At 41.6% G+C, this 18,757-nt stretch carries 19 protein-coding genes, 2 tRNA genes, 1 rRNA gene and 1 riboswitch; of the genes, 16 read left to right on the top strand and 6 right to left on the bottom strand.

The features are described from left to right. Positions 1–103: ribosomal RNA gene (gene rrf, locus HH219_RS11750) — 5S ribosomal RNA — on the top strand; the annotation flags it as partial. Positions 104–428: 325 nt separating this feature from the next. On the opposite strand, the gene galE is transcribed toward rrf, so the two are convergent. Further along, positions 429–1,442 (bottom strand): UDP-glucose 4-epimerase GalE, encoded by a 1,014-nt coding sequence (gene galE / locus HH219_RS11755; protein WP_169327565.1) that lies wholly within the window; start codon positions 1,440–1,442, stop codon positions 429–431. Positions 1,443–1,687: 245 nt separating this feature from the next. On the opposite strand from galE, the gene HH219_RS11760 reads away from it, so the two are divergent. Continuing rightward, positions 1,688–2,185, top strand: a complete 498-nt coding sequence (locus HH219_RS11760) for a DUF3016 domain-containing protein (protein WP_169327566.1) — start codon at positions 1,688–1,690, stop codon at positions 2,183–2,185. Positions 2,186–2,231: 46 nt separating this feature from the next. On the opposite strand, the gene HH219_RS11765 is transcribed toward HH219_RS11760, so the two are convergent. Then, complete coding sequence (locus HH219_RS11765) at positions 2,232–2,522, bottom strand: prephenate dehydrogenase (protein ID WP_169327567.1); 291 nt, start codon at positions 2,520–2,522, stop codon at positions 2,232–2,234. Positions 2,523–2,594: 72 nt separating this feature from the next. Between HH219_RS11765 and HH219_RS11770 the strand changes: the two genes are divergently transcribed. Beyond that, positions 2,595–2,804, top strand: a complete 210-nt coding sequence (locus HH219_RS11770) for a hypothetical protein (RefSeq protein ID WP_169327568.1) — start codon at positions 2,595–2,597, stop codon at positions 2,802–2,804. A 9-nt stretch (positions 2,805–2,813) separates the two neighbouring features. Here the strand turns inward: HH219_RS11770 and epmB are convergent, their stop codons facing one another. After that, on the bottom strand, positions 2,814–3,827 hold the full coding sequence (epmB, locus tag HH219_RS11775; RefSeq protein WP_169327569.1) for an EF-P beta-lysylation protein EpmB: 1,014 nt from the start codon (positions 3,825–3,827) through the stop codon (positions 2,814–2,816). A gap of 42 nt (positions 3,828–3,869) precedes the next feature. On the opposite strand from epmB, the gene efp reads away from it, so the two are divergent. After that, complete coding sequence (gene efp, locus HH219_RS11780) at positions 3,870–4,436, top strand: elongation factor P (RefSeq protein WP_054202975.1); 567 nt, start codon at positions 3,870–3,872, stop codon at positions 4,434–4,436. A gap of 61 nt (positions 4,437–4,497) precedes the next feature. Continuing rightward, complete coding sequence (gene epmA / locus HH219_RS11785; RefSeq protein WP_169327570.1) at positions 4,498–5,472, top strand: elongation factor P--(R)-beta-lysine ligase; 975 nt, start codon at positions 4,498–4,500, stop codon at positions 5,470–5,472. Positions 5,473–5,843: 371 nt separating this feature from the next. Here epmA and HH219_RS11790 read toward each other — a convergent pair whose 3' ends face one another. Continuing rightward, positions 5,844–7,952: a TonB-dependent receptor gene (locus tag HH219_RS11790; RefSeq protein WP_169327615.1), complete on the bottom strand. Its 2,109-nt coding sequence runs from the start codon at positions 7,950–7,952 to the stop codon at positions 5,844–5,846. Positions 7,953–8,076: 124 nt separating this feature from the next. Here HH219_RS11790 and HH219_RS11795 point away from each other — a divergent pair, with 124 nt between their 5' ends. From HH219_RS11795 to HH219_RS11830, 8 genes are all read left to right on the top strand, one after another. Further along, positions 8,077–8,472 (top strand): acyl-CoA thioesterase, encoded by a 396-nt coding sequence (locus HH219_RS11795; protein ID WP_054202978.1) that lies wholly within the window; start codon positions 8,077–8,079, stop codon positions 8,470–8,472. 125 nt (positions 8,473–8,597) lie between these two features. Beyond that, positions 8,598–8,999 carry an META domain-containing protein gene (locus HH219_RS11800; RefSeq protein WP_064435819.1) on the top strand — a complete coding sequence of 134 codons (402 nt, stop codon included), beginning with the start codon at positions 8,598–8,600 and terminating at the stop codon, positions 8,997–8,999. A gap of 56 nt (positions 9,000–9,055) precedes the next feature. After that, positions 9,056–9,166: riboswitch (TPP riboswitch) on the top strand. Positions 9,167–9,318: 152 nt separating this feature from the next. Next, a complete protein-coding gene (gene thiC, locus HH219_RS11805) occupies positions 9,319–11,271 on the top strand; it encodes a phosphomethylpyrimidine synthase ThiC (protein WP_054202979.1) in 1,953 nt (650 codons plus the stop codon). Positions 11,272–11,350: 79 nt separating this feature from the next. After that, on the top strand, positions 11,351–12,352 hold the full coding sequence (locus tag HH219_RS11810) for an FAD-dependent oxidoreductase (protein ID WP_169327571.1): 1,002 nt from the start codon (positions 11,351–11,353) through the stop codon (positions 12,350–12,352). Positions 12,353–12,365: 13 nt separating this feature from the next. Next, entirely contained in the window at positions 12,366–12,563 is a 198-nt protein-coding gene (gene thiS, locus HH219_RS11815; protein WP_054203180.1) for a sulfur carrier protein ThiS, read from the top strand. 1 nt (position 12,564) lies between these two features. Further along, positions 12,565–13,368, top strand: coding sequence for a thiazole synthase (locus tag HH219_RS11820; protein ID WP_054455861.1), 804 nt, complete (start codon positions 12,565–12,567; stop codon positions 13,366–13,368). A gap of 13 nt (positions 13,369–13,381) precedes the next feature. Further along, complete coding sequence (gene thiE, locus HH219_RS11825) at positions 13,382–14,917, top strand: thiamine phosphate synthase (protein WP_169327572.1); 1,536 nt, start codon at positions 13,382–13,384, stop codon at positions 14,915–14,917. After that, positions 14,910–15,683 (top strand): HesA/MoeB/ThiF family protein, encoded by a 774-nt coding sequence (locus HH219_RS11830; RefSeq protein WP_169327573.1) that lies wholly within the window; start codon positions 14,910–14,912, stop codon positions 15,681–15,683. Before thiE ends, HH219_RS11830 begins: the two co-directional genes overlap by 8 nt. A gap of 72 nt (positions 15,684–15,755) precedes the next feature. Here HH219_RS11830 and asd read toward each other — a convergent pair whose 3' ends face one another. Both asd and rsgA read right to left on the bottom strand, forming a co-directional pair. Further along, entirely contained in the window at positions 15,756–16,622 is an 867-nt protein-coding gene (gene asd / locus HH219_RS11835; protein WP_349251619.1) for an archaetidylserine decarboxylase, read from the bottom strand. 17 nt (positions 16,623–16,639) lie between these two features. After that, on the bottom strand, positions 16,640–17,698 hold the full coding sequence (gene rsgA / locus HH219_RS11840; protein WP_054202984.1) for a small ribosomal subunit biogenesis GTPase RsgA: 1,059 nt from the start codon (positions 17,696–17,698) through the stop codon (positions 16,640–16,642). Between the two features lie 121 nt (positions 17,699–17,819). Between rsgA and orn the strand changes: the two genes are divergently transcribed. The 3 genes from orn (at position 17,820) to HH219_RS11855 (ending at position 18,736) form a co-directional block, all read left to right on the top strand. Further along, positions 17,820–18,365, top strand: a complete 546-nt coding sequence (gene orn / locus HH219_RS11845; RefSeq protein WP_169327574.1) for an oligoribonuclease — start codon at positions 17,820–17,822, stop codon at positions 18,363–18,365. Positions 18,366–18,545: 180 nt separating this feature from the next. Further along, positions 18,546–18,621, top strand: a tRNA-Gly gene (locus HH219_RS11850). A gap of 39 nt (positions 18,622–18,660) precedes the next feature. Further along, positions 18,661–18,736 (top strand) — tRNA-Gly (locus HH219_RS11855). Positions 18,737–18,757: the final 21 nt, after the last annotated feature.

Here is an 18,757-nt window from a genome sequence, read left to right on the forward strand (position 1 = left end):
AGCGTTTTGGACCCACCTGATCCCATGCCGAACTCAGTAGTGAAACGAAACAGCGCCGATGATAGTGTAGCATTTGTTATGTGAAAGTAGGTCATCGCCAGGCTCCAAATAAAGAAAGCCCGACTCAATGAGTCGGGCTTTTTTACGTCTGCAGGAAAGTGAAACAGCGAGCAAGGTGCAAGGTGGCGAGTGTCGCTCAGGCGCTCATCTGAAAGCAGTACACCCCCATATATCGGTTGTCGCGATAAATCACGACCTACATAGTACTGGTACCAATCTGCATAAATATTTGAACAATTTAACGAATTAAATCACGCTATAACGTCGTTAAAAATTTTTAACTAGATATAAAAATTTTTGCCTAGTTATAGCGCAATTTTCTTGTCATTAAATAGACCCCATATCTATCCAGATTGGTATAAGAAAGCTTATTTATATCCGTTGGGGTTATTGTTTTGCCAGCGCCACGCGTCTTGCATCATTACCTCTAGTCCACGTTCTGCTTGCCAATTAAGCTCAGTGAGTGCTTTTTCAGGTGCAGCATAACAAGATGCTATATCACCAGGGCGGCGTGGAGACACTTGATAGGGAACTTCTTTTCCACAGGCTTTACTGAACGCATTGAGCATTTGTAGTACAGAGTAACCATTACCTGTCCCAAGGTTGTATACATGTGCACCAGTATCTTGATTAATTTTATTCAATGCTTTTAAATGGCCAAGAGCTAAGTCAACAACATGAATATAATCGCGTACACCAGTACCATCAACGGTGTCATAATCATCACCAAATACGCCCAACTGTTTTAATTTACCAACAGCAACTTGTGAAATATAAGGGAGTAGATTATTTGGGATACCATTAGGGTCTTCGCCAATCAGACCAGATTCATGTGCGCCAACGGGGTTGAAGTAACGCAGTATAGCAAAGGCGAAGCGTTCATCTGATTTTGCTATATCTTGCAGCATCATTTCCACCATGAGTTTTGATGTACCGTATGGATTTGTTGTGCCACCTACTGGGAAATCTTCACGAATAGGTAAGCTCGCTGGATCACCATATACTGTTGCGGATGAGCTAAAGACGAGTTTAAAAACACCAGCATCTCGCATAGCATCTACAAGGGTAAGTGTACCTTGCACATTATTTTGATAATACTCGATAGGCTTTACTACAGATTCACCTACAGCTTTCAGTCCTGCAAAGTGAATAACACTCTTAATAGTATGCTTTGAAAACACATTAGCTAAAAACGCCTTATCGAGAATGTCACCTTGATAAAAAGTGATCTCTTTACCTGTTATGTTTTTTACTCTTGTAAGCGATTCTTTTGACGAGTTGCTTAAATTATCAATAACGACGACGTTATTACCCTGCTGTAGAAGCTCTAATACTGTGTGCGAGCCAATATACCCAGCACCACCTGTTACTAAAATTGTCATGTAATCTCCATATAGGGCAAGCTTTTAAGTGACGTAATTCCATCATATATAGTGATGAATTGCATGCGCTATCGTTAAATTTAGTCCGTTTATTTGATATGTATATCTTTTTGGTGAATAGAGGTATATTTGATTACACAATTGATGTAAATGATAACAACTTAATGTGCATATATTAAGCTATAGTTAAGTCGTTACTGCTAGTATCTTACTTATATTTGGTTAGTTACCTATTGGAGAAAATTATGAATATGGTCAAAAAAATTGCACTTACTTTCTTAGTCGCACTACCTGTGTTTGCCCAAGCAGGTGAGGCCGTAGTTAAGTGGCAAGATTTTAATGATTATCGTGATGTTCGTCCATCAAATGAAGTGAGAGGGTCTTTTCATAAACGCGTAGCATCGAGTTTTGAAAAGCATTTTACTAAGCTAGCCGAAAATTTACCTGAAGGCTATAAGTTTAATGTAGAAGTAACGGAGCTAGATTTAGCCGGAGATGTTCGTTTTGGTGGTATGAATGAGTTACGTATTATAAAACCTATCTACTTTCCACGTATTGAGTTTACATACTCTGTGACAGATAAAAATGGAAAGATTTTGACTGAAAGTGACAAAGTATCGTTAAAAGATATGGGTTTTATGGATAAAATTAAAACGGGTCGTGATGATGCATTTTATTACGATAAGCGTTTGCTAACAGATTGGTTTAAAAAAGAATTAATTCCAGCAGTTGTGCCTCAATAAGTAAATTTAAAAGGCACGAATATTCAAGTATTAGTGCCTTTAGTTATTATTTAAACGTTGTTAATAATTGCAATATTTGTTGTAATTTAATCACGGTTGTTTTTAATTTTTCTTCACTAAAGCCATCGCTACTTAAGCTTTCGACATCAGCTGCAACATCAAGTACGTATGGTTTGAAGCGCTTAGCTTCAAAATCAAAGCCTGCATCGGCTGGGAAGAGAGCCTTAAATTTACCGTGGCCTTGTTGTTGAAGCTCATCTAATCTTTTATCGGCATCAAGTGATTGACGATAAACAACTTTTAAGTTTTCATTTAGTTGCTCAATAATTGAATCCATTTTTTTCCTAAAGCTTTAAACTGCGATGCCGATATATTACGTGGATTGCATATAAAAGTCAGGTATTGAACTATGAATATATCAGGTGGAAGTTTACCAGCCATGAGTGGCACAGCACAAAGCGGCGAAGTATACAGCGCTGCTTTAGCTAAAAAGCAGCAACAAGCTGATGGCGCCGCGGCATTAGCCTTAATTGAAGGTGCAGCAAGCTCTAGCGCAGCACAAACGCCTGCTAAGTCGGTAACAGCATCGCTGGGTAATAACGTAAACGTATACGTATAGACTCTACGTTTATATAAGCTTGAGATCGATAGGGGTTTTACTTTGTTGCCCACCGATCTCGCGCACCAGTTTGGGCACTAAAAATCCGGGTAATGCAAGTAGCATTTCGCCCATAATCTTGCGCGCCTGCTCTTCTTTGATATCAAAGTGGCTCGCACCTTCAACTTTGTCTAACAGGTATAAGTAGTAAGGTAGTACATCGGCATCAAATAATGCTTCGCTTAAATCAATCTGAGCCTGAGCACTATCATTTACATCTTTTAAAATCACAGCTTGATTAAGTAATGTAACACCTGATTTTTTTAACTTTTGCATAGCTGTTTTAAATTCACTATCGATCTCGTTTGCATGATTAATATGATTGATAAATATAATCTTTAGCGGTGAGTCAGCCAAGCGCTGGCATAGTTCATCAGTAACCCGAGATGGGATCACAACAGGTAAACGGCTGTGAATTCGCATCCGCTTAATTTGTGGTAATTGTTCAAGTTCATCCATAAACCAACAAATTGCATCGTCTTTGGCCATTAATGGATCGCCACCACTTAAAATCACCTCGTTAATATTTGCGTCCGATTTAATGTAATCGAGTGCTTCAATTAAACTGCGTTTGTTTAGTTGGTTCTCTTGATACGGAAAGTGGCGACGAAAACAGTAACGGCAATTTACAGCGCAGCCTGTTTTAAACATCACTAAAACACGAGAACGATACTTGTGTAATAGCCCAGGTTGTTTGTTATCTTGTTCTTCTAAGGGATCTTTATTGAAGCCTGTTTTTGCAATGAATTCTTGGTGGCGTGGCATGACTTGTAATAAAAGAGGGTCATTTACATCACCATGGCGCATTTTTTTTATAAAAGGGACAGGCACACGAACAGGGAATAAACTGCGAGCTTTTATGTCGTTTTCATGGACTTGGCTTGATAAGCCAAGCATTTCTAATAGTACTTTTGGGCAAGTAACGACATTTGCTAATTCTTTTTGCCAGTTTTTATGCAAATTTGCTTCATTTCTTTGTATCATTGGCACGTAAATTACTCGAAAAATTATTAGATAGAGGAAACGATGGCGAATTATAGCACCAACGAGTTCAAGGGCGGCCTAAAAATTATGATGGACGGCGAGCCTTGCAGTATCTTAGAAAATGAAATGGTAAAACCTGGTAAAGGACAAGCGTTTAACCGTGTTCGTATTCGTAAGCTTATTTCAGGTAAAGTACTTGAAAAAACCTTTAAATCGGGTGAGTCAGTTGAAGGTGCTGATGTAATGGATACCGATCTTGCGTATCTTTACACTGATGGTGAGTTTTGGCATTTCATGAACAACGAAACATTTGAGCAAATTGCTGCAGATGAAAAAGCACTTGGCGATACTGTTAAGTGGTTAGTTGAAAATGACGTATGTACTATTACGTTATGGAATGGCAGCCCAATTGCTGTTGCTGCGCCTAATTTTGTAGAGCTTGAGATCACAGAAACAGATCCTGGCCTTAAGGGTGATACGGCGGGTACTGGTGGTAAACCAGCGACCTTAAGCACTGGCGCAGTCGTACGTGTTCCTTTATTCGTGCAAATTGGTGAAGTTATTAAAGTAGACACTCGTAACGGTGAATACGTAAGCCGTGTTAAGTAAGCTTTAAAAATACGACTTAACTAAATCCTGGCTTTAAGCTGGGATTTTTTTTGGAGAAAATATGTCAATCGATCTTTGGCAGCCAAGCGCACAAGTAAATACTTTGGCGCAACGAGCTACAATCTTACGAGCTATTCGTGAGTTTTTTTATCAGCGTCAGGTGATGGAGGTTGAGACACCTAGTTTAAGTAGTGCAAGTGTTACTGACGTGCATTTAGCGAGTTTCAAAACGCAATTTATTGGTCCAGGATACGCGCAAGGTTTACCTTTGTATTTACAAACATCCCCAGAATTTGCCATGAAGCGTTTATTGGCTGCGGGCAGCGGCGCGATTTATCAAATCTGTAAAGCATTTCGTAATGAAGAAGCTGGCAATCATCATAACCCAGAATTTACTATGCTTGAGTGGTACCGACCGGGGTTTGATGAATTTGCTTTAATGGACGAAATGGATGAGCTGATACAGTTAATTTTAAATGTGCAGCCTGCAAAACGTTTAACCTATCAACAGGTTTTTGAGCAAGCGCTAGGGATCGACCCGCTAACAGCTACAATTGCACAACTGCAAAACATTGCCTGCGAGCAGGGCTTTGCCGATATAGCTAAGCATGAAACGCATCGCGATACATTATTGCAGTTATTGTTTTGTATGAAAGTAGAGCCGACTATAGGCCAAGATAAACCGTGTTTTGTGTATCACTTTCCCGCATCACAAGCTGCGCTGGCGAGTATTTGTGAGCATGATACAAGAGTTGCTGGGCGGTTTGAGCTTTATTATCAGAACATGGAGCTGGCAAACGGCTTTAATGAGCTTACAAACGCACAGGAGCAAGCAAAGCGCTTTAATGATGACAATGTGTACCGTAATGCAAATAACTTAACTGCGGTGCCTATAGACACGCGTTTAATTGCCGCGCTTGAGCATGGCTTGCCACAATGTGCCGGTGTCGCATTAGGAATTGATAGATTAGTGATGCTAGCGACAGATAAAAATTGCATCAAAGAAGTTATCGCGTTTGATGTTGAAAGAGCGTGACTAGTAAGGTAGCTAGGTACTAGAAAATTCTAGAGCCTAGCTACCTAGGACGTGTTGACCTTTCGTGATTAATTTTGCAGCAGTATGTTTGGTATTTAGGCAAGGCAGCGCCTATGCAGTGTGGTTGTTCCCCATAAATAGGCGATAACGCAGTATAAATGCTAAACATGCGCTGCCCAAAGGGTTCTTCCTAGGGGCGATTGACTCTTTGTTACCTACACGGATGTAGGTAAGGGGCGTGAGCAGGACGCGGAAGCTTTGCTCGGTTTTTACTTAGCCCGCTAGGTTACAAACCTCGCGCCGCGATTAAATCGCCCCTAGATTGAACAAATTTCAATCCACAAAGGTCAACACGCCCTAGAGCTTATTATCTATAATTCGTAAATAAAGGTAACACCAGCGACCATAGGCTCGCCTTGCTGTGTATATGTATGAGTAACCCAGCCATCACGAGGATCGTTACCAAATTCAAAACCGCGGGTAGGTGCTTCTTCATCAAATACATTACGGGCCCATGCGCGGATTGACCATTGGTCGGCCTCATATCCAGCAGTAAAATTAACTAGATTAACATTGGACGCTTGTGAATTGTGGCTATCAGAAAAGTAATAGTCGTCTTTACCTTCAATTCCTACCGTAGCAAATAACTCATTAGTAAAGTTATAACGAGCGGTAAATGCGTACTGGTATTTAGGTGCTTGAGCTTGCTCACGACCGTCTTGATCTAATGGAGGTGAATAGAGGCTTGTTCTAGCTACATAATCATTGATCTTAGTATCTAAATAACCAACACTACCAGTAAAAAATAAATCATCGGTTAGCTGGTAGCTGCCTTCAATTTCTAGACCGTAGTTCTCACCAGATCCTGCATTATCAAAATAGCTAGTAAAGTTTTGACCCTCTACCAACCAAGACTTTAATTGCATGTCTTCACGGTACATATAAAATGCCGCTAAGCGCAGTACAAATTTGTCATCCAATGAGCTGCCTTTAACGCCGAACTCGGCATTCCATAAGTACTCAGGATCAAAAGTTGTGTGTTGTTGAAAAAAGTCTGCGCCGAGGCCGAACTCTTGTGCTTTGGCGAGCGCTTCAGAGTTAATGCCGCCAGCTTTGTAGCCGCGAGTAATACTTGTGTAGATCATTGTTCGATCAATTACTTGATATTCAAGGGCTACTTTACCACCGACCATTACATCATCACTACTCACAATAAACCCATTACTGTCACTGTAATCACTACTGTGCTCTTCAACACGTAGACCAGTAATCAATGTTGTTTTAGCATTTATTGGAGTGGCTAATTGACCATAAACAGCAACATTACTAACTTCATAAGTAGAATTAAATAAAGCTAAATCAGAATTCTCTATACGTTGACGATCAAGCCCTACATTACGGTTTTGATAATAGATTCCGGTAATCCAGTCTTGGGCTTTTCCATTAAATTGCAGCTCTGCCGTTTTATCTTTGCGATCACGATAGTATGCATCTTTGTAGCTATAACTTTGTTCATGTAATCCTGCACCACATAATTTTGGCTTACTGGTATCATTACACACCCAGTCTTCATCAAAGCTATATAGTAGTTCACTGTCTATACCTGATAAGTTTAAGCTCACATCAAATAGATCAAAACCGGTATATATATTGGCAAGCCCTACAGCAATACTTTCTTGGTTATCTTGTCCTGGGCTATCCGCTACACTATTACGGCTATTATCAAGCGTAAACGCGTCATAGCCATTGTTGATATCAATATAGTGAACGCTTAATTCAGTACGTAAATGATCGCTTAATTGGCTGTGTAACTTAAAGCGGCTGATCATTTCATCTTGTTGTTGTGTTGGCTTACCTAAATACTCATTATCCATAAAGCCATCAGATTCACGTTGGTAAATACTGGCGCGTACCGCAGTGCTGTCAGTAATACCAATGCCGGCAGCAATACCTGCTTCGTAGCTATTATAGTTACCAGCACCTAGTTGAACCTTTACGCTAGGATCAAATGTAGGATCAGCTGATTCCATTTGGATCATCCCACCCAAACCATCAGCACCAAAGCGTGTACCTTGTGGACCGCGATAAATTTCAATTTGGTTTACATCAAAAAGTAATGAGCTGCCACCAAGACCTGAATAGTTAATGCCATCAATCACTAAACCAACCGATGGGTTAATTGGATCAACGAATTGTGAGCGCAGACCAACCCCACGAATTTGGATAAAGCGTCCGCGAGATGCACCAGATGAAAAGTTAACATTAGCGGCACTGGCCAACATTTCATCTAAAAAGTTAGCGCCTCGGTCATTAATTTCTTGCTGGCTAAATAAACTGGCGCTGGCACTGAGGGTTTGAATGCTTTCTTTTTGAAAGTCCCCAGTAACAAGTATTTTTTCAAGATCAGTATCTTCAGCAAAAGCTGGGGCGCTTAATAAAGGTAGTAGCGCAGCGGTAATTAAAGACAGACGTAGTTTCATTCGGTTGCTTAACTCCATTTCAGGGACTTGTATGATAACAACTATTCTCATTAAAGTCGTTATTCAACTTTTGGGTGTCTATATGTTATAAACGCGCACAGTATACATAATTAGGATTACGAATATGACATTTAAAGTAGACTTTAAAGTGCGCGACTATGAATGTGATTTACAGGGTATAGTAAACAACAGTGTTTATTTTAATTATTTAGAGCATGCTCGCCATGAATTTTTATACGCCAACGGCATTGATTTCGCGCAGCTTGCCCGAGATAAAATTAATTTAGTGGTTATGCGTAGTGAGATAGACTATAAACAGTCTTTAGTGCCTGGCGATGAGTTTTATGTTGCTGTAGAGCCGGAGCGTATTAGCAGATTAAAATTCGGATTTAGGCAAACCGTGATACGTAAAAGTGATGATAAAGTCATGCTTAAAGCATTAGTAATAGGAACTAGTGTCAACGAGCAAGGGCGACCATTTTTACCAGAGCAAGTTAATCAGCTATTTAAAAGTGAATAATTCATTAGTGCGAATGTTTTTTACTATCTTAGAACAATTTTTTACATTTAAAACATGCATTATTAACGGTAAAAACTGTTAATTATTGTTACTATGTGTTGATTGAATTTTAGGTTAAGAATCACATGAAATTAGCAGCAATACCGATGCTTGTTATCGGTTTTTGTATTGGCTGCTCATCGACAGGGACAGTCACAAGTGAGCAATTGAAATACACTAAGTGGCAACTATCACATGTTGATGGTTTAGCGATCCCGACATCTTACACTGCATCATTAAGTTTTATTGAAGCGTTGCAAGTCAATGGTTTTGCGGGTTGCAATAAATTTTTTGGCGAAGGCTTGCTGGATGATAATCATTTAACGGTTAATAAGTTAGGCATGACCCGAAAATCATGTGGTGATGAGTTAGATGCGTTTGAGCAGCAATTTTTAAATGCGTTGAAGCAGGGTGTGCCGTTACAAATCCAAAATCAACAATTAGTTTTAAATGGCGAACAGACATTTGCGTTTATTCCTGCAAGTTAACCCCTTGCAGGCTAATTACATCTGACGTACACTCGTCAGCGAACAATATATAGAATTTTTACTTGTCGGAGTGCCTTGAGTTTTAGCTCAAAGGCTGAGATCGCGAAAGCGGGATCCGTGAACCTGATCAGGCTAACACCTGCGTAGGGAACAAGCTGCCATAAACGGGTGCTTGTGCGCCTGTTTGGCGTATAAGTACTCTGGCTGCCAAGGTTGGTAGTGCTTTTTTGTAACACCAATCTACGATCCATGTAGCATTTGCTACTCTCTATTGCATTGCAATATCTGACGAGACAACCCTTTAGCAATGAGGTAAGTCATGTCAAATACATCAAATAAACCGTCTCGCCGCGAAACCCGTGCGGCTGCATCAGATTATATTTATAACCTGACTGGGCAACCATTTCCAAGTTCACACAAAGTGTATGTACAAGGTACCCAAGAGAATGTACGCGTTGGTATGCGAGAAATTACGTTAAGCGACACTTTCATTGGTGGCACTGATGAAAACCCAGTTTACGAGTCAAATGCACCACTGCGTGTTTATGATACATCGGGCCCATACACAGACCCAGATTTCACTCTTGATGTGCGAAAAGGCCTTGATAAATACCGTGAGCAGTGGATTGAAAGCCGTGATGATACCGAGGTGCTGGAATCAGTTACATCACAATTCTCACAGCAACGTATGGCTGACGAAGGTCTTGACCACATTCGTTTTGAACACTTACCTAAAATTCGTCGCGCTAAAGCGGGTAAAAACGTCACGCAAATGCATTATGCTCGCCAAGGTATTATTACCCCTGAAATGGAATATGTCGCAGTACGCGAAAATATGGGTCGTGCGCAAATTCAAAAAGAGTTATTAGCGCAGCAGCATAAAGGTGAATCGTTTGGCGCGAGCATTCCTGAGTTTATTACTCCTGAATTTGTGCGTGATGAAATTGCTCGCGGACGTGCAATTTTACCAAACAATATTAACCACCCTGAAACCGAGCCGATGATAGTAGGGCGTAACTTTTTAGTGAAAGTAAACGCAAATATAGGTAATTCATCAGTAAGTTCATCTATCGAAGAAGAAGTTGAAAAAATGGTGTGGTCAACCCGTTGGGGCGCTGACACCGTAATGGATTTATCAACAGGGCGTTATATTCACGAAACCCGCGAGTGGGTAGTACGTAACTCGCCTGTGCCAATTGGTACCGTACCAATTTATCAAGCACTTGAAAAAGTAAATGGTGTAGCAGAAGACCTAACATGGGAAATCTTCCGCGACACCCTAATTGAACAAGCTGAGCAGGGCGTAGATTACTTTACTATTCACGCTGGTGTTTTACTACGCTATGTACCTATGACGGCAAAGCGTGTTACCGGTATTGTATCGCGTGGTGGTTCAATTATGGCTAAGTGGTGTTTAGCGCACCATAAAGAAAACTTTCTTTATACGCATTTTGAAGATATCTGCGAGATTTTAAAGCAATACGATGTGTGTTTCTCATTAGGTGATGGCCTGCGTCCGGGGTCAATTGCTGATGCCAACGATGATGCACAATTTAGTGAATTGCGCACACTTGGTGAGCTGACAAAAATAGCATGGAAGCACGACGTACAAGTCTTTATTGAAGGCCCAGGCCATGTGCCAATGCACATGATCAAAGAAAACATGGAAGAGCAACTTAAGCATTGTGATGAAGCGCCATTTTATACGCTTGGCCCGCTTACAACTGACATTGCACCAGGTTATGACCATATTACCTCCGGTATTGGTGCGGCACAAATTGCATGGTATGGCTGTGCAATGTTGTGTTACGTAACACCCAAAGAGCATTTAGGTCTGCCAAATAAAGAAGACGTAAAAGAAGGGCTGATCACTTATAAAATAGCGGCCCATGCTGCAGATTTAGCAAAAGGTCACCCGGGAGCACAAGAGCGTGATAATGCATTGTCAAAAGCGCGTTTTGAGTTCCGCTGGCATGACCAATTTAATATTGGTTTAGACCCAGTTCGCGCCCGCGAATACCATGATGAAACGCTACCGCAAGAGTCAGGAAAAGTAGCGCATTTTTGCTCTATGTGTGGGCCAAAATTCTGTTCAATGAAAATCACCCAAGAAGTGCGCGAATATGCCAAAGACCTAGAAGCCAGAGGTATCGATCCAAACAATGTTGGTGAGAGTATTGAAATAAAAATGGTTGATGTGGAAGCTGAGATGAAAGCTAAATCTGACGAGTTTAAACAAACTGGCTCAGAGATTTACCATAAAGCGGTTTAAAAGCTAGTTGTAAGCGATAAGCTTTAAGTTGTAAGCAGAGCACCGCTTATGGCTTACAGCTTATAGCTGAGAGGTTATTATGTCTTACAAAATTGCGGTAATAGGTTTTGGTTTAACTGGGCGTTTGGCGGCGCTTGAATTGAGTATGCTGCATAAGGTAACTGTATTTGAAGCGGGTGATGAGCAAGCGCTTGATAGTGCAGGCCGTGTTGCGGCGGCGATGCTTGCACCACTTGCAGAATCTGTTTTATGTGAACAAGATTTAGCATTAATGGGGCTTGATTCGATAGCCCGTTGGCCTGCTATTTTAGCGCAGTTAGATGATGAGGTGTTTTTTCAACAGCAGGGCACATTAGTGGTTGCTCATCAGCAAGATAAAGGCGATTTACAAAGCTTTGCTCAGCGCCTAAAACCTTTGCTGGGGCATCAGGCTCACTCACTAACCAGTACACATATTAATGAACTCGAACCTGAGTTATCTGGGCGTTTTAACCAAGGGCTTTATTTACCTTGCGAAGGGCAAATTGATAACCAAGCATTTTATCAGGCAAGTTATAAAACACTACAAGCACGAGGCGTGAGTTTTGAATTTGGTAAAACAATTGATATAAATTCAGAAAGTATACAAGGCGCGTTTGATTATATTATTGATTGTCGAGGGCTTGGGGCAAAAAGCGTCAGTTGTAAATTACGTGGAGTCCGTGGTGAAGTTGCGCGTTTATATGCGCCTGAGGTTAAACTTACTCGGCCCATACGACTAATGCATCCACGTTATCCCATTTATATTGCACCTAAACCTAAGCATGAATATGTTATTGGCGCGACCGAAATTGAATCACAAGATAATGGTCCAGCCACAGTGCGTTCAACGCTTGAGTTACTTTCTGCTGCATACACCGTTCACAGTGGTTTTGCTGAAGCGAGACTGTTAAATATTCAAACTGGTTTACGCCCAGCATTTAACGATAACCGCCCACAAGTAAGCAAGCAAGGTAAGGTGATCAGCATTAATGGCCTGTATCGCCATGGTTATTTATTAGCGCCAAGTCTAGTGGCTGATGCCGTAGCTAAAATCGAATAAGATGAATAAAACTATGAATATAATGATAAATGGACAGCCATTTGTATTAAGTGATAAGCACACGTTACTCGATGCGCTTAGCCAATTTGGCGCGAAAGAGCCATTTGCAGTGGCATTAAATGGGGTTTTTATCGCGCGTAGCTTATGTGCAGATACACAATTGAATGAAGGTGATAGCCTTGAGTTACTCTCGCCAATTCAAGGGGGATAGTATGAAAGATTGTATCGACGACAGTTTTAATATTTATGGCGAACAGATTAATAGTCGATTATTGATTGGCTCTGCACTGTATCCCTCACCGGCGATTATGGCTGAGTCGATTGAGGCGTCTGGTTCGCAGATTGTCACTGTGTCTTTGCGCCGTCAGCAAAGTGCTGCTGCGGGGGATGATTTTTGGCAATTAATAAAAGACACTGGCTTAAAAATATTACCTAACACCGCAGGTTGCCATAGTGTTAAAGAAGCGGTTACATTGGCGCAAATGTGCCGAGAAGTGTTTGCCACCGATTGGATTAAATTAGAGTTAATCGGCGACGAATACAACCTGCAACCCGATCCCTTTGCACTGCTTGAAGCGACTAAAATCCTTTTAGCTGAAGGATTCAAAGTGCTACCGTATTGCACGGATGATTTAGTGCTATGCCAGCGCTTAGCGCAGGCCGGGTGTGAAGTGTTAATGCCATGGGGTGCGCCAATAGGCACAGGTAAAGGGCTGTTAAATCAATATAATTTAAAAACTATTCGAGAACGATTGCCAGAGCTGACTTTAATAGTTGATGCGGGCCTTGGTCTCCCCTCACATGCCTGCCAAGCACTCGAAATGGGGTATGATGCGGTATTATTAAATTCAGCCATTGCGGGGGCGGGTTGTCCTGTCACTATGAGTTGTGCATTTAAAGCTGCGGTTGAAGCTGGACGTTTTGGTTATTTGGCTAAAGCAATGCCTGAAAAAGAGGTTGCGGCTCCTTCAACACCAACAATGGGTATGCCATTTTGGCATCAAGATAAAATTTAGGATAAATGTGTTTATGAAACAGGTTGTTTGGACAATTGCAGGCTCAGATTCAGGTGGCGGTGCAGGTATTCAGGCTGATATTAAAGCGATGCAAAGCTTTGGTGTGCATGGCTGTACAGCAATTACCGCACTCACTGCACAAAATAGTTTAGGCGTTGAAGCACTAAATCCTATTTCTACAGAGGTTATTGAATCGCAGTTACTTGCGCTTGAGCATGATATGAAAGCCGCAGTAATTAAAATCGGCATGTTAGCAAATGTACAGCAAATTCAACTTGTCAGTGAACATATTAAGCATTATCAAAGTACTTGGCCTGTGCCGCCTTTAGTAGTGTATGACCCCGTTGCGATTGCCAGCAGTGGTGATTTACTTACCGAAGAAGACACCGTTAGTGCAATTAAAGAATGTTTATTGCCGCTGGTAGATGTGATCACCCCGAATACGCACGAAACGCAGCTGTTAACGGGTGTGTATTTAATTGGACCAAGCGCCGTAAGAGAAGCCGCAGCAAAGTTACAAAGCTGGGGCGCAAAAGCCGTGGTGATCAAGGGCGGTCATTGGGATTACCCGAGCGGTTATTGTATTGATTATTGTATCGATGGCAGCACCGATGGGGGGAGTGAGTATTGGCTCGGCAATGAAAAAATTCAAACACCACATAGCCATGGGACTGGCTGTAGTATGGCCTCTGTTATTGCGGCGTGTTTAGCAAAACAATACCCCTTAAAAGATGCCTTTATTTTAGCAAAAGCGTATATCAACCAAGGCTTAAAAGCCGCAGTACGTTATGGTGAAGGGATTGGCCCTGTGGCACAAACGTGTTTCCCTGAAAACCTTGATGATTACCCACAAGTGATTGAAGCCGGGAGTTGGCTTGCTGACGAATTAGACTTTGATGCGCCAAATGAATTTACTATGGCTGCTGGTTTTCCTGCTTGTGAGAGCAAACAGCTTGGTTTATATGCCGTTGTTGATACTGTTGATTGGTTAGAGAAATGCTTGGCGCAAGGTATTAAAACCGTCCAGCTAAGAATGAAACAAGGTACAGAGCGTGAGCTTGATGATGCCGTGGCTGCTGCGGTGATGCTGGGTAAAAAATACGATGGTCATGTATATATAAACGATCACTGGCAGTTAGCAATTAAGCATGGCGCGTACGGTGTACATTTAGGTCAAGAAGATTTGCTTGAGGCTAATTTAGTCGCCATTAAAGAAGCTGGGCTACGTTTGGGACTTTCGACGCATGGGTTTTATGAAATGCTTCGTGCTCATAATTATCGTCCTAGTTATATGGCGTTTGGGGCAATATACCCAACCACCACTAAAGATATGACAGGGCAAATACAAGGTCTTGAAAAACTAAAACACTTTGTGCCGTTAATGAGCGATTACCCAACAGTGGCGATCGGTGGCATTGATTTAGCACGCGCGAGTGAGGTTGCAGCAACTGGCGTGGGCAGTGTGGCTGTTGTTAGAGCCATTACAGAGGCAAGTGATTATCAACAGGCGATAGCAGAATTACAAATGGCGATTAACAGCGATGGCTGAGGTAATCGAGGGCGCTTTATCTGACAAAGAACAGTTGCGTTACAGTCGCCATTTAATGCTTAAAGAAGTTGGCCTTGAAGGGCAGTTAAAGCTCAAGGCAGCTCACGTTGTGGTGATTGGCGCTGGTGGTTTAGGCAGTCCTGCCTTGTTGTATTTAGCTGCTGCTGGCGTTGGCAAGCTTACTTTATTGGATGATGATAACGTTGAGCTTTCAAATTTACAGCGCCAAGTGCTTTATAAAGTAAATCACCTTGGGCAACAGAAAGTCAGTGCGGCGGGTAAAGTACTGAGTAGCTTAAATAATCAAATTACGATTAACACCTTAAACATTCAGCTTAGTGCTGAAAATGCCGAGCAGATTTTTACAGACGCAACCCTAGTGCTTGATTGCAGTGATAACTTTAATACTCGTTATGTGGTTAATCGTTTTTGTTTAAAGCTCGCTATCCCTTTGGTTTCTGGTGCAGCAATCGCAACCGATGGACAGCTAATGTGTTTTGATTTTCGTGATCAACACAGCCCATGTTACGGTTGTGTGTTTCCACGAACCGCTGATGAACAGACGCTTAACTGCAGTAATGCTGGTGTGTTAAGTCCGTTATTAGGTGTGATTGGTTCAATGCAGGCATTATTAGCGGTTAATGTAATTTTAGGTCATCATCAGGGAAGTAAATTTGTTCGCTTTGATGGCTTAGGTTTAGTGCAGCAGCAGTTTAAATTAAGTAAAGCGCCGCAGTGTACGGAGTGTGGCTGTGAAGAGGCTTGAAATAATAGAACGCGGAATGACTGAATTAGTCTTCCGCGTTTTTATTTAAGATTAATAATTAACAATTAACAATTAACAATTAATCTCGGCAAATGGTGTGCCCATACGCGTTACCGTTTCCGGCTTTTGATCATCTAAAATACCTGCTTTATTAGCACCCCAGGCTAAAATAACGGTTGAGCCTAATTTAAAGCGGCCCATTTCATCGCCTTTTTTCAAGATAATGCTGTTGTCACCTGAGGTTGGGTAATTCCAGCTAAAGACATCTTTACCTGCTGGTGGGGTAACTGTACCAGCCCAAATGGTTTCGATGCTGGCAACAATTGTTGCGCCCACTAGTACCATAGCAAGAGGGCCAATTTCAGTATCAAAAATCGCCACTACACGCTCATTACGTGCAAATAAGTTAGGTACATTTTGCGCGGTCAGTGGGTTTACTGAGAATAAATCACCCGGAACGTAAATCATTTTGCTCAAGGTGCCATCAATCGGCATATGAATACGATGATAGTCTTTCGGAGCAAGGTAAATCGTTGCGAACTCGCCACCTAAAAATGGTGCTGTATCCTGCTCAGAGCCACCTAGTAGCGCTTGTAAGCTGTAATCATGTCCTTTAGCTTGAATAAGCTGACCGTCTACGATAGCGCCTAGCTGGCTAATTGCACCATCAACGGGATGAGTAATGATGCTATCATCGGTTGTTAATGGGCGCACACCTTCTTTTAATGGGCGAGTAAAAAACTCATTAAAGGTTTTATAGTGAGCCGGATCGCTATACTGCGCTTCGTTCATATCTATTTTATATTGTTTAATAAACAATTTGATCAAAGTAGTGGTTAATGCACCAGCTTTAGCCGCGGCTAACTTACCTACCATACGAGATACAAAATGTTTTGGCATTGCGTACTGCATTGCGATTTTGAATTTATCTAAACTCACAAGTTTCTTCCTAAAAATTAAATACGAGGAGCACGCGCTCCGGCGCGGCCATCGGCCATAGTTTCTAAAATTCTGTGGTAGCTATCAAAACGTAGCTGTGAAATATCACCTTCATCGATTGCTTGGCGAATTATACAGCCAGGATCATTCAAATGTTTACAATCTCTAAAGCGACAACCACCAATAAACTCACGAAACTCTTTAAAACACCAAGTAACGCGTTCTACATCTAAATGCCACAAGCCAAATTCACGAATACCAGGAGAATCAATTAAGTTACCGCCAGAAGGTAAGTGGTGAAGTCGTGACACAGTTGTTGTGTGTTGACCAAGGCCGCTGTTCTCAGAGACTTCTTTGGTAAGTATTTCGGCATTAGGTAATACAGTGTTCACGAGCGTTGATTTACCGACACCACTTTGACCAACAAAAATGCTATTTTTATCGACCAGAGTATCTTTGAGTTCATCAATACCTTTGCCTGTAATATTACTAACCAGTAACACTTGGTAATCAAGTGCTCTATAAATATCCAAAATTTTATTAATATTGGCAAGCCCTTGCTCATCAATTAAGTCTATTTTATTGAGCACTAAAATAGGCTCTATGCCCATGTCTTCACAGGCAATAAGGTAGCGGTCGATAATACTGGGGGTAAATTCAGGTAATACTGCTGACACCATCAAAATTTGATCGATGTTGGCGGCAATGACTTTTACACCATCGTAAAAATCAGGGCGTGTAAGCTGCGAACGGCGTTCATGCATTGCTTCAATAACGCCGGCTAAATCACCTTCACTTACTTTAGCGCGACGAAATTGCACTTCATCGCCACAAACAATACCTTTAACAGTACGGCGAATATTGCAGCGCAATACGTCACCGTCATCGGTTTCAATATCGGCATGTTGACCAAAACGACTGATCACTACAGCATTTTCAGGCGCACCTAAATTATCGGTTTGCCACTTATCAGCCTTACTTTTGGCTGGTGCAGAATCTGCATTAGATAAGCGTTTTTCATGATTGGCCTTAATCCTACGGGATTGACCTTTACTTAATTTCTTCTGTTTTGCCACTTTTGGCCCATAACTTAGTTAAATGTCGTGCTTTTTGAAAAAAAAGCTTTAGGTCGACTGATGATACTAATATGATATATCTAAATGCGTTAGATCTAAAGGAAAGCACCGCAAGGTAATTATGTCTTTTCATAAATCAAATCTGATTTGGCTCGACCTCGAAATGACAGGTCTAGAACCAAGTACAGACAAAATACTCGAAATCGCCACCGTTGTCACCGACAGTGAGCTAAACATCTTGGCCGAAGGTCCAACTATTGCAATTCATCAAAGTGATGAGTTGCTCGATGGTATGGATGAATGGTGCACTAACCAGCACGGTCAATCAGGTCTAACAGCTCGTTGTAAGACGAGTAAATTCACAGAGCAAGATGCCGTTGAGCAAACATTGGCATTTTTAAAGTTGTGGGTTCCAGCAGGTGCCTCACCTATGTGCGGTAACTCGATAGGGCAAGATAGACGCTTTATGAATAAATACATGCGCGAACTGGAAGATTACTTTCATTACCGCAATTTAGACGTCAGTACAATTAAAGAGCTCGCACGACGCTGGAAACCTGAAGTTTTAGCGCAAGTGAACAAAAAAGGCTCACACCTTGCTCTTGATGATATTAAAGATTCCATTATGGAATTAAAAGTCTATCAAGAAAAATTCTTTAAATTGTAAAAAACACTTGCAAACACATGGAATTATTGTAGAATCCCGCCCCGCTTAAGACGATAACCCCAGCGGGGTTAGTGTGTTTAAGTTGCTTGAAATAAACATGTAGTACGGCACTAGCTCAGTTGCCTGAACGTTCACTGCGACTAGTCGCGTGACAACGGACGAATTACTGACTATTTAAATGCGGCACTAGCTCAGTTGGTAGAGCGCGACCTTGCCAAGGTCGAGGTCACGAGTTCGAGCCTCGTGTGCCGCTCCAATTTCTAACCAAAGAAATTGGAGTGATTTAAAAATTAATGCGGTACTAGCTCAGTTGGTAGAGCGCGACCTTGCCAAGGTCGAGGTCACGAGTTCGAGCCTCGTGTACCGCTCCAATTTCTAACCAAAGAAATTGG

Source organism: Pseudoalteromonas sp. NEC-BIFX-2020_015 (assembly GCF_012952265.1).
Lineage (GTDB): Bacteria > Pseudomonadota > Gammaproteobacteria > Enterobacterales > Alteromonadaceae > Pseudoalteromonas > Pseudoalteromonas neustonica.

What these genes read in the sequence shown, in the direction of transcription:
- galE (WP_169327565.1), bottom strand. Translation starts at nt 1,442, where the DNA reads ATGACAATTTTAGTAACAGGTGGTGCTGGGTATATTGGCTCGCACACA.
- HH219_RS11760 (WP_169327566.1), top strand. Translation starts at nt 1,688, where the DNA reads ATGAATATGGTCAAAAAAATTGCACTTACTTTCTTAGTCGCACTACCT.
- HH219_RS11765 (WP_169327567.1), bottom strand. Translation starts at nt 2,522, where the DNA reads ATGGATTCAATTATTGAGCAACTAAATGAAAACTTAAAAGTTGTTTAT.
- HH219_RS11770 (WP_169327568.1), top strand. Translation starts at nt 2,595, where the DNA reads ATGAATATATCAGGTGGAAGTTTACCAGCCATGAGTGGCACAGCACAA.
- epmB (WP_169327569.1), bottom strand. Translation starts at nt 3,827, where the DNA reads ATGATACAAAGAAATGAAGCAAATTTGCATAAAAACTGGCAAAAAGAA.
- efp (WP_054202975.1), top strand. Translation starts at nt 3,870, where the DNA reads ATGGCGAATTATAGCACCAACGAGTTCAAGGGCGGCCTAAAAATTATG.
- epmA (WP_169327570.1), top strand. Translation starts at nt 4,498, where the DNA reads ATGTCAATCGATCTTTGGCAGCCAAGCGCACAAGTAAATACTTTGGCG.
- HH219_RS11790 (WP_169327615.1), bottom strand. Translation starts at nt 7,952, where the DNA reads ATGAAACTACGTCTGTCTTTAATTACCGCTGCGCTACTACCTTTATTA.
- HH219_RS11795 (WP_054202978.1), top strand. Translation starts at nt 8,077, where the DNA reads ATGACATTTAAAGTAGACTTTAAAGTGCGCGACTATGAATGTGATTTA.
- HH219_RS11800 (WP_064435819.1), top strand. Translation starts at nt 8,598, where the DNA reads ATGAAATTAGCAGCAATACCGATGCTTGTTATCGGTTTTTGTATTGGC.
- thiC (WP_054202979.1), top strand. Translation starts at nt 9,319, where the DNA reads ATGTCAAATACATCAAATAAACCGTCTCGCCGCGAAACCCGTGCGGCT.
- HH219_RS11810 (WP_169327571.1), top strand. Translation starts at nt 11,351, where the DNA reads ATGTCTTACAAAATTGCGGTAATAGGTTTTGGTTTAACTGGGCGTTTG.
- thiS (WP_054203180.1), top strand. Translation starts at nt 12,366, where the DNA reads ATGAATATAATGATAAATGGACAGCCATTTGTATTAAGTGATAAGCAC.
- HH219_RS11820 (WP_054455861.1), top strand. Translation starts at nt 12,565, where the DNA reads ATGAAAGATTGTATCGACGACAGTTTTAATATTTATGGCGAACAGATT.
- thiE (WP_169327572.1), top strand. Translation starts at nt 13,382, where the DNA reads ATGAAACAGGTTGTTTGGACAATTGCAGGCTCAGATTCAGGTGGCGGT.
- HH219_RS11830 (WP_169327573.1), top strand. Translation starts at nt 14,910, where the DNA reads ATGGCTGAGGTAATCGAGGGCGCTTTATCTGACAAAGAACAGTTGCGT.
- orn (WP_169327574.1), top strand. Translation starts at nt 17,820, where the DNA reads ATGTCTTTTCATAAATCAAATCTGATTTGGCTCGACCTCGAAATGACA.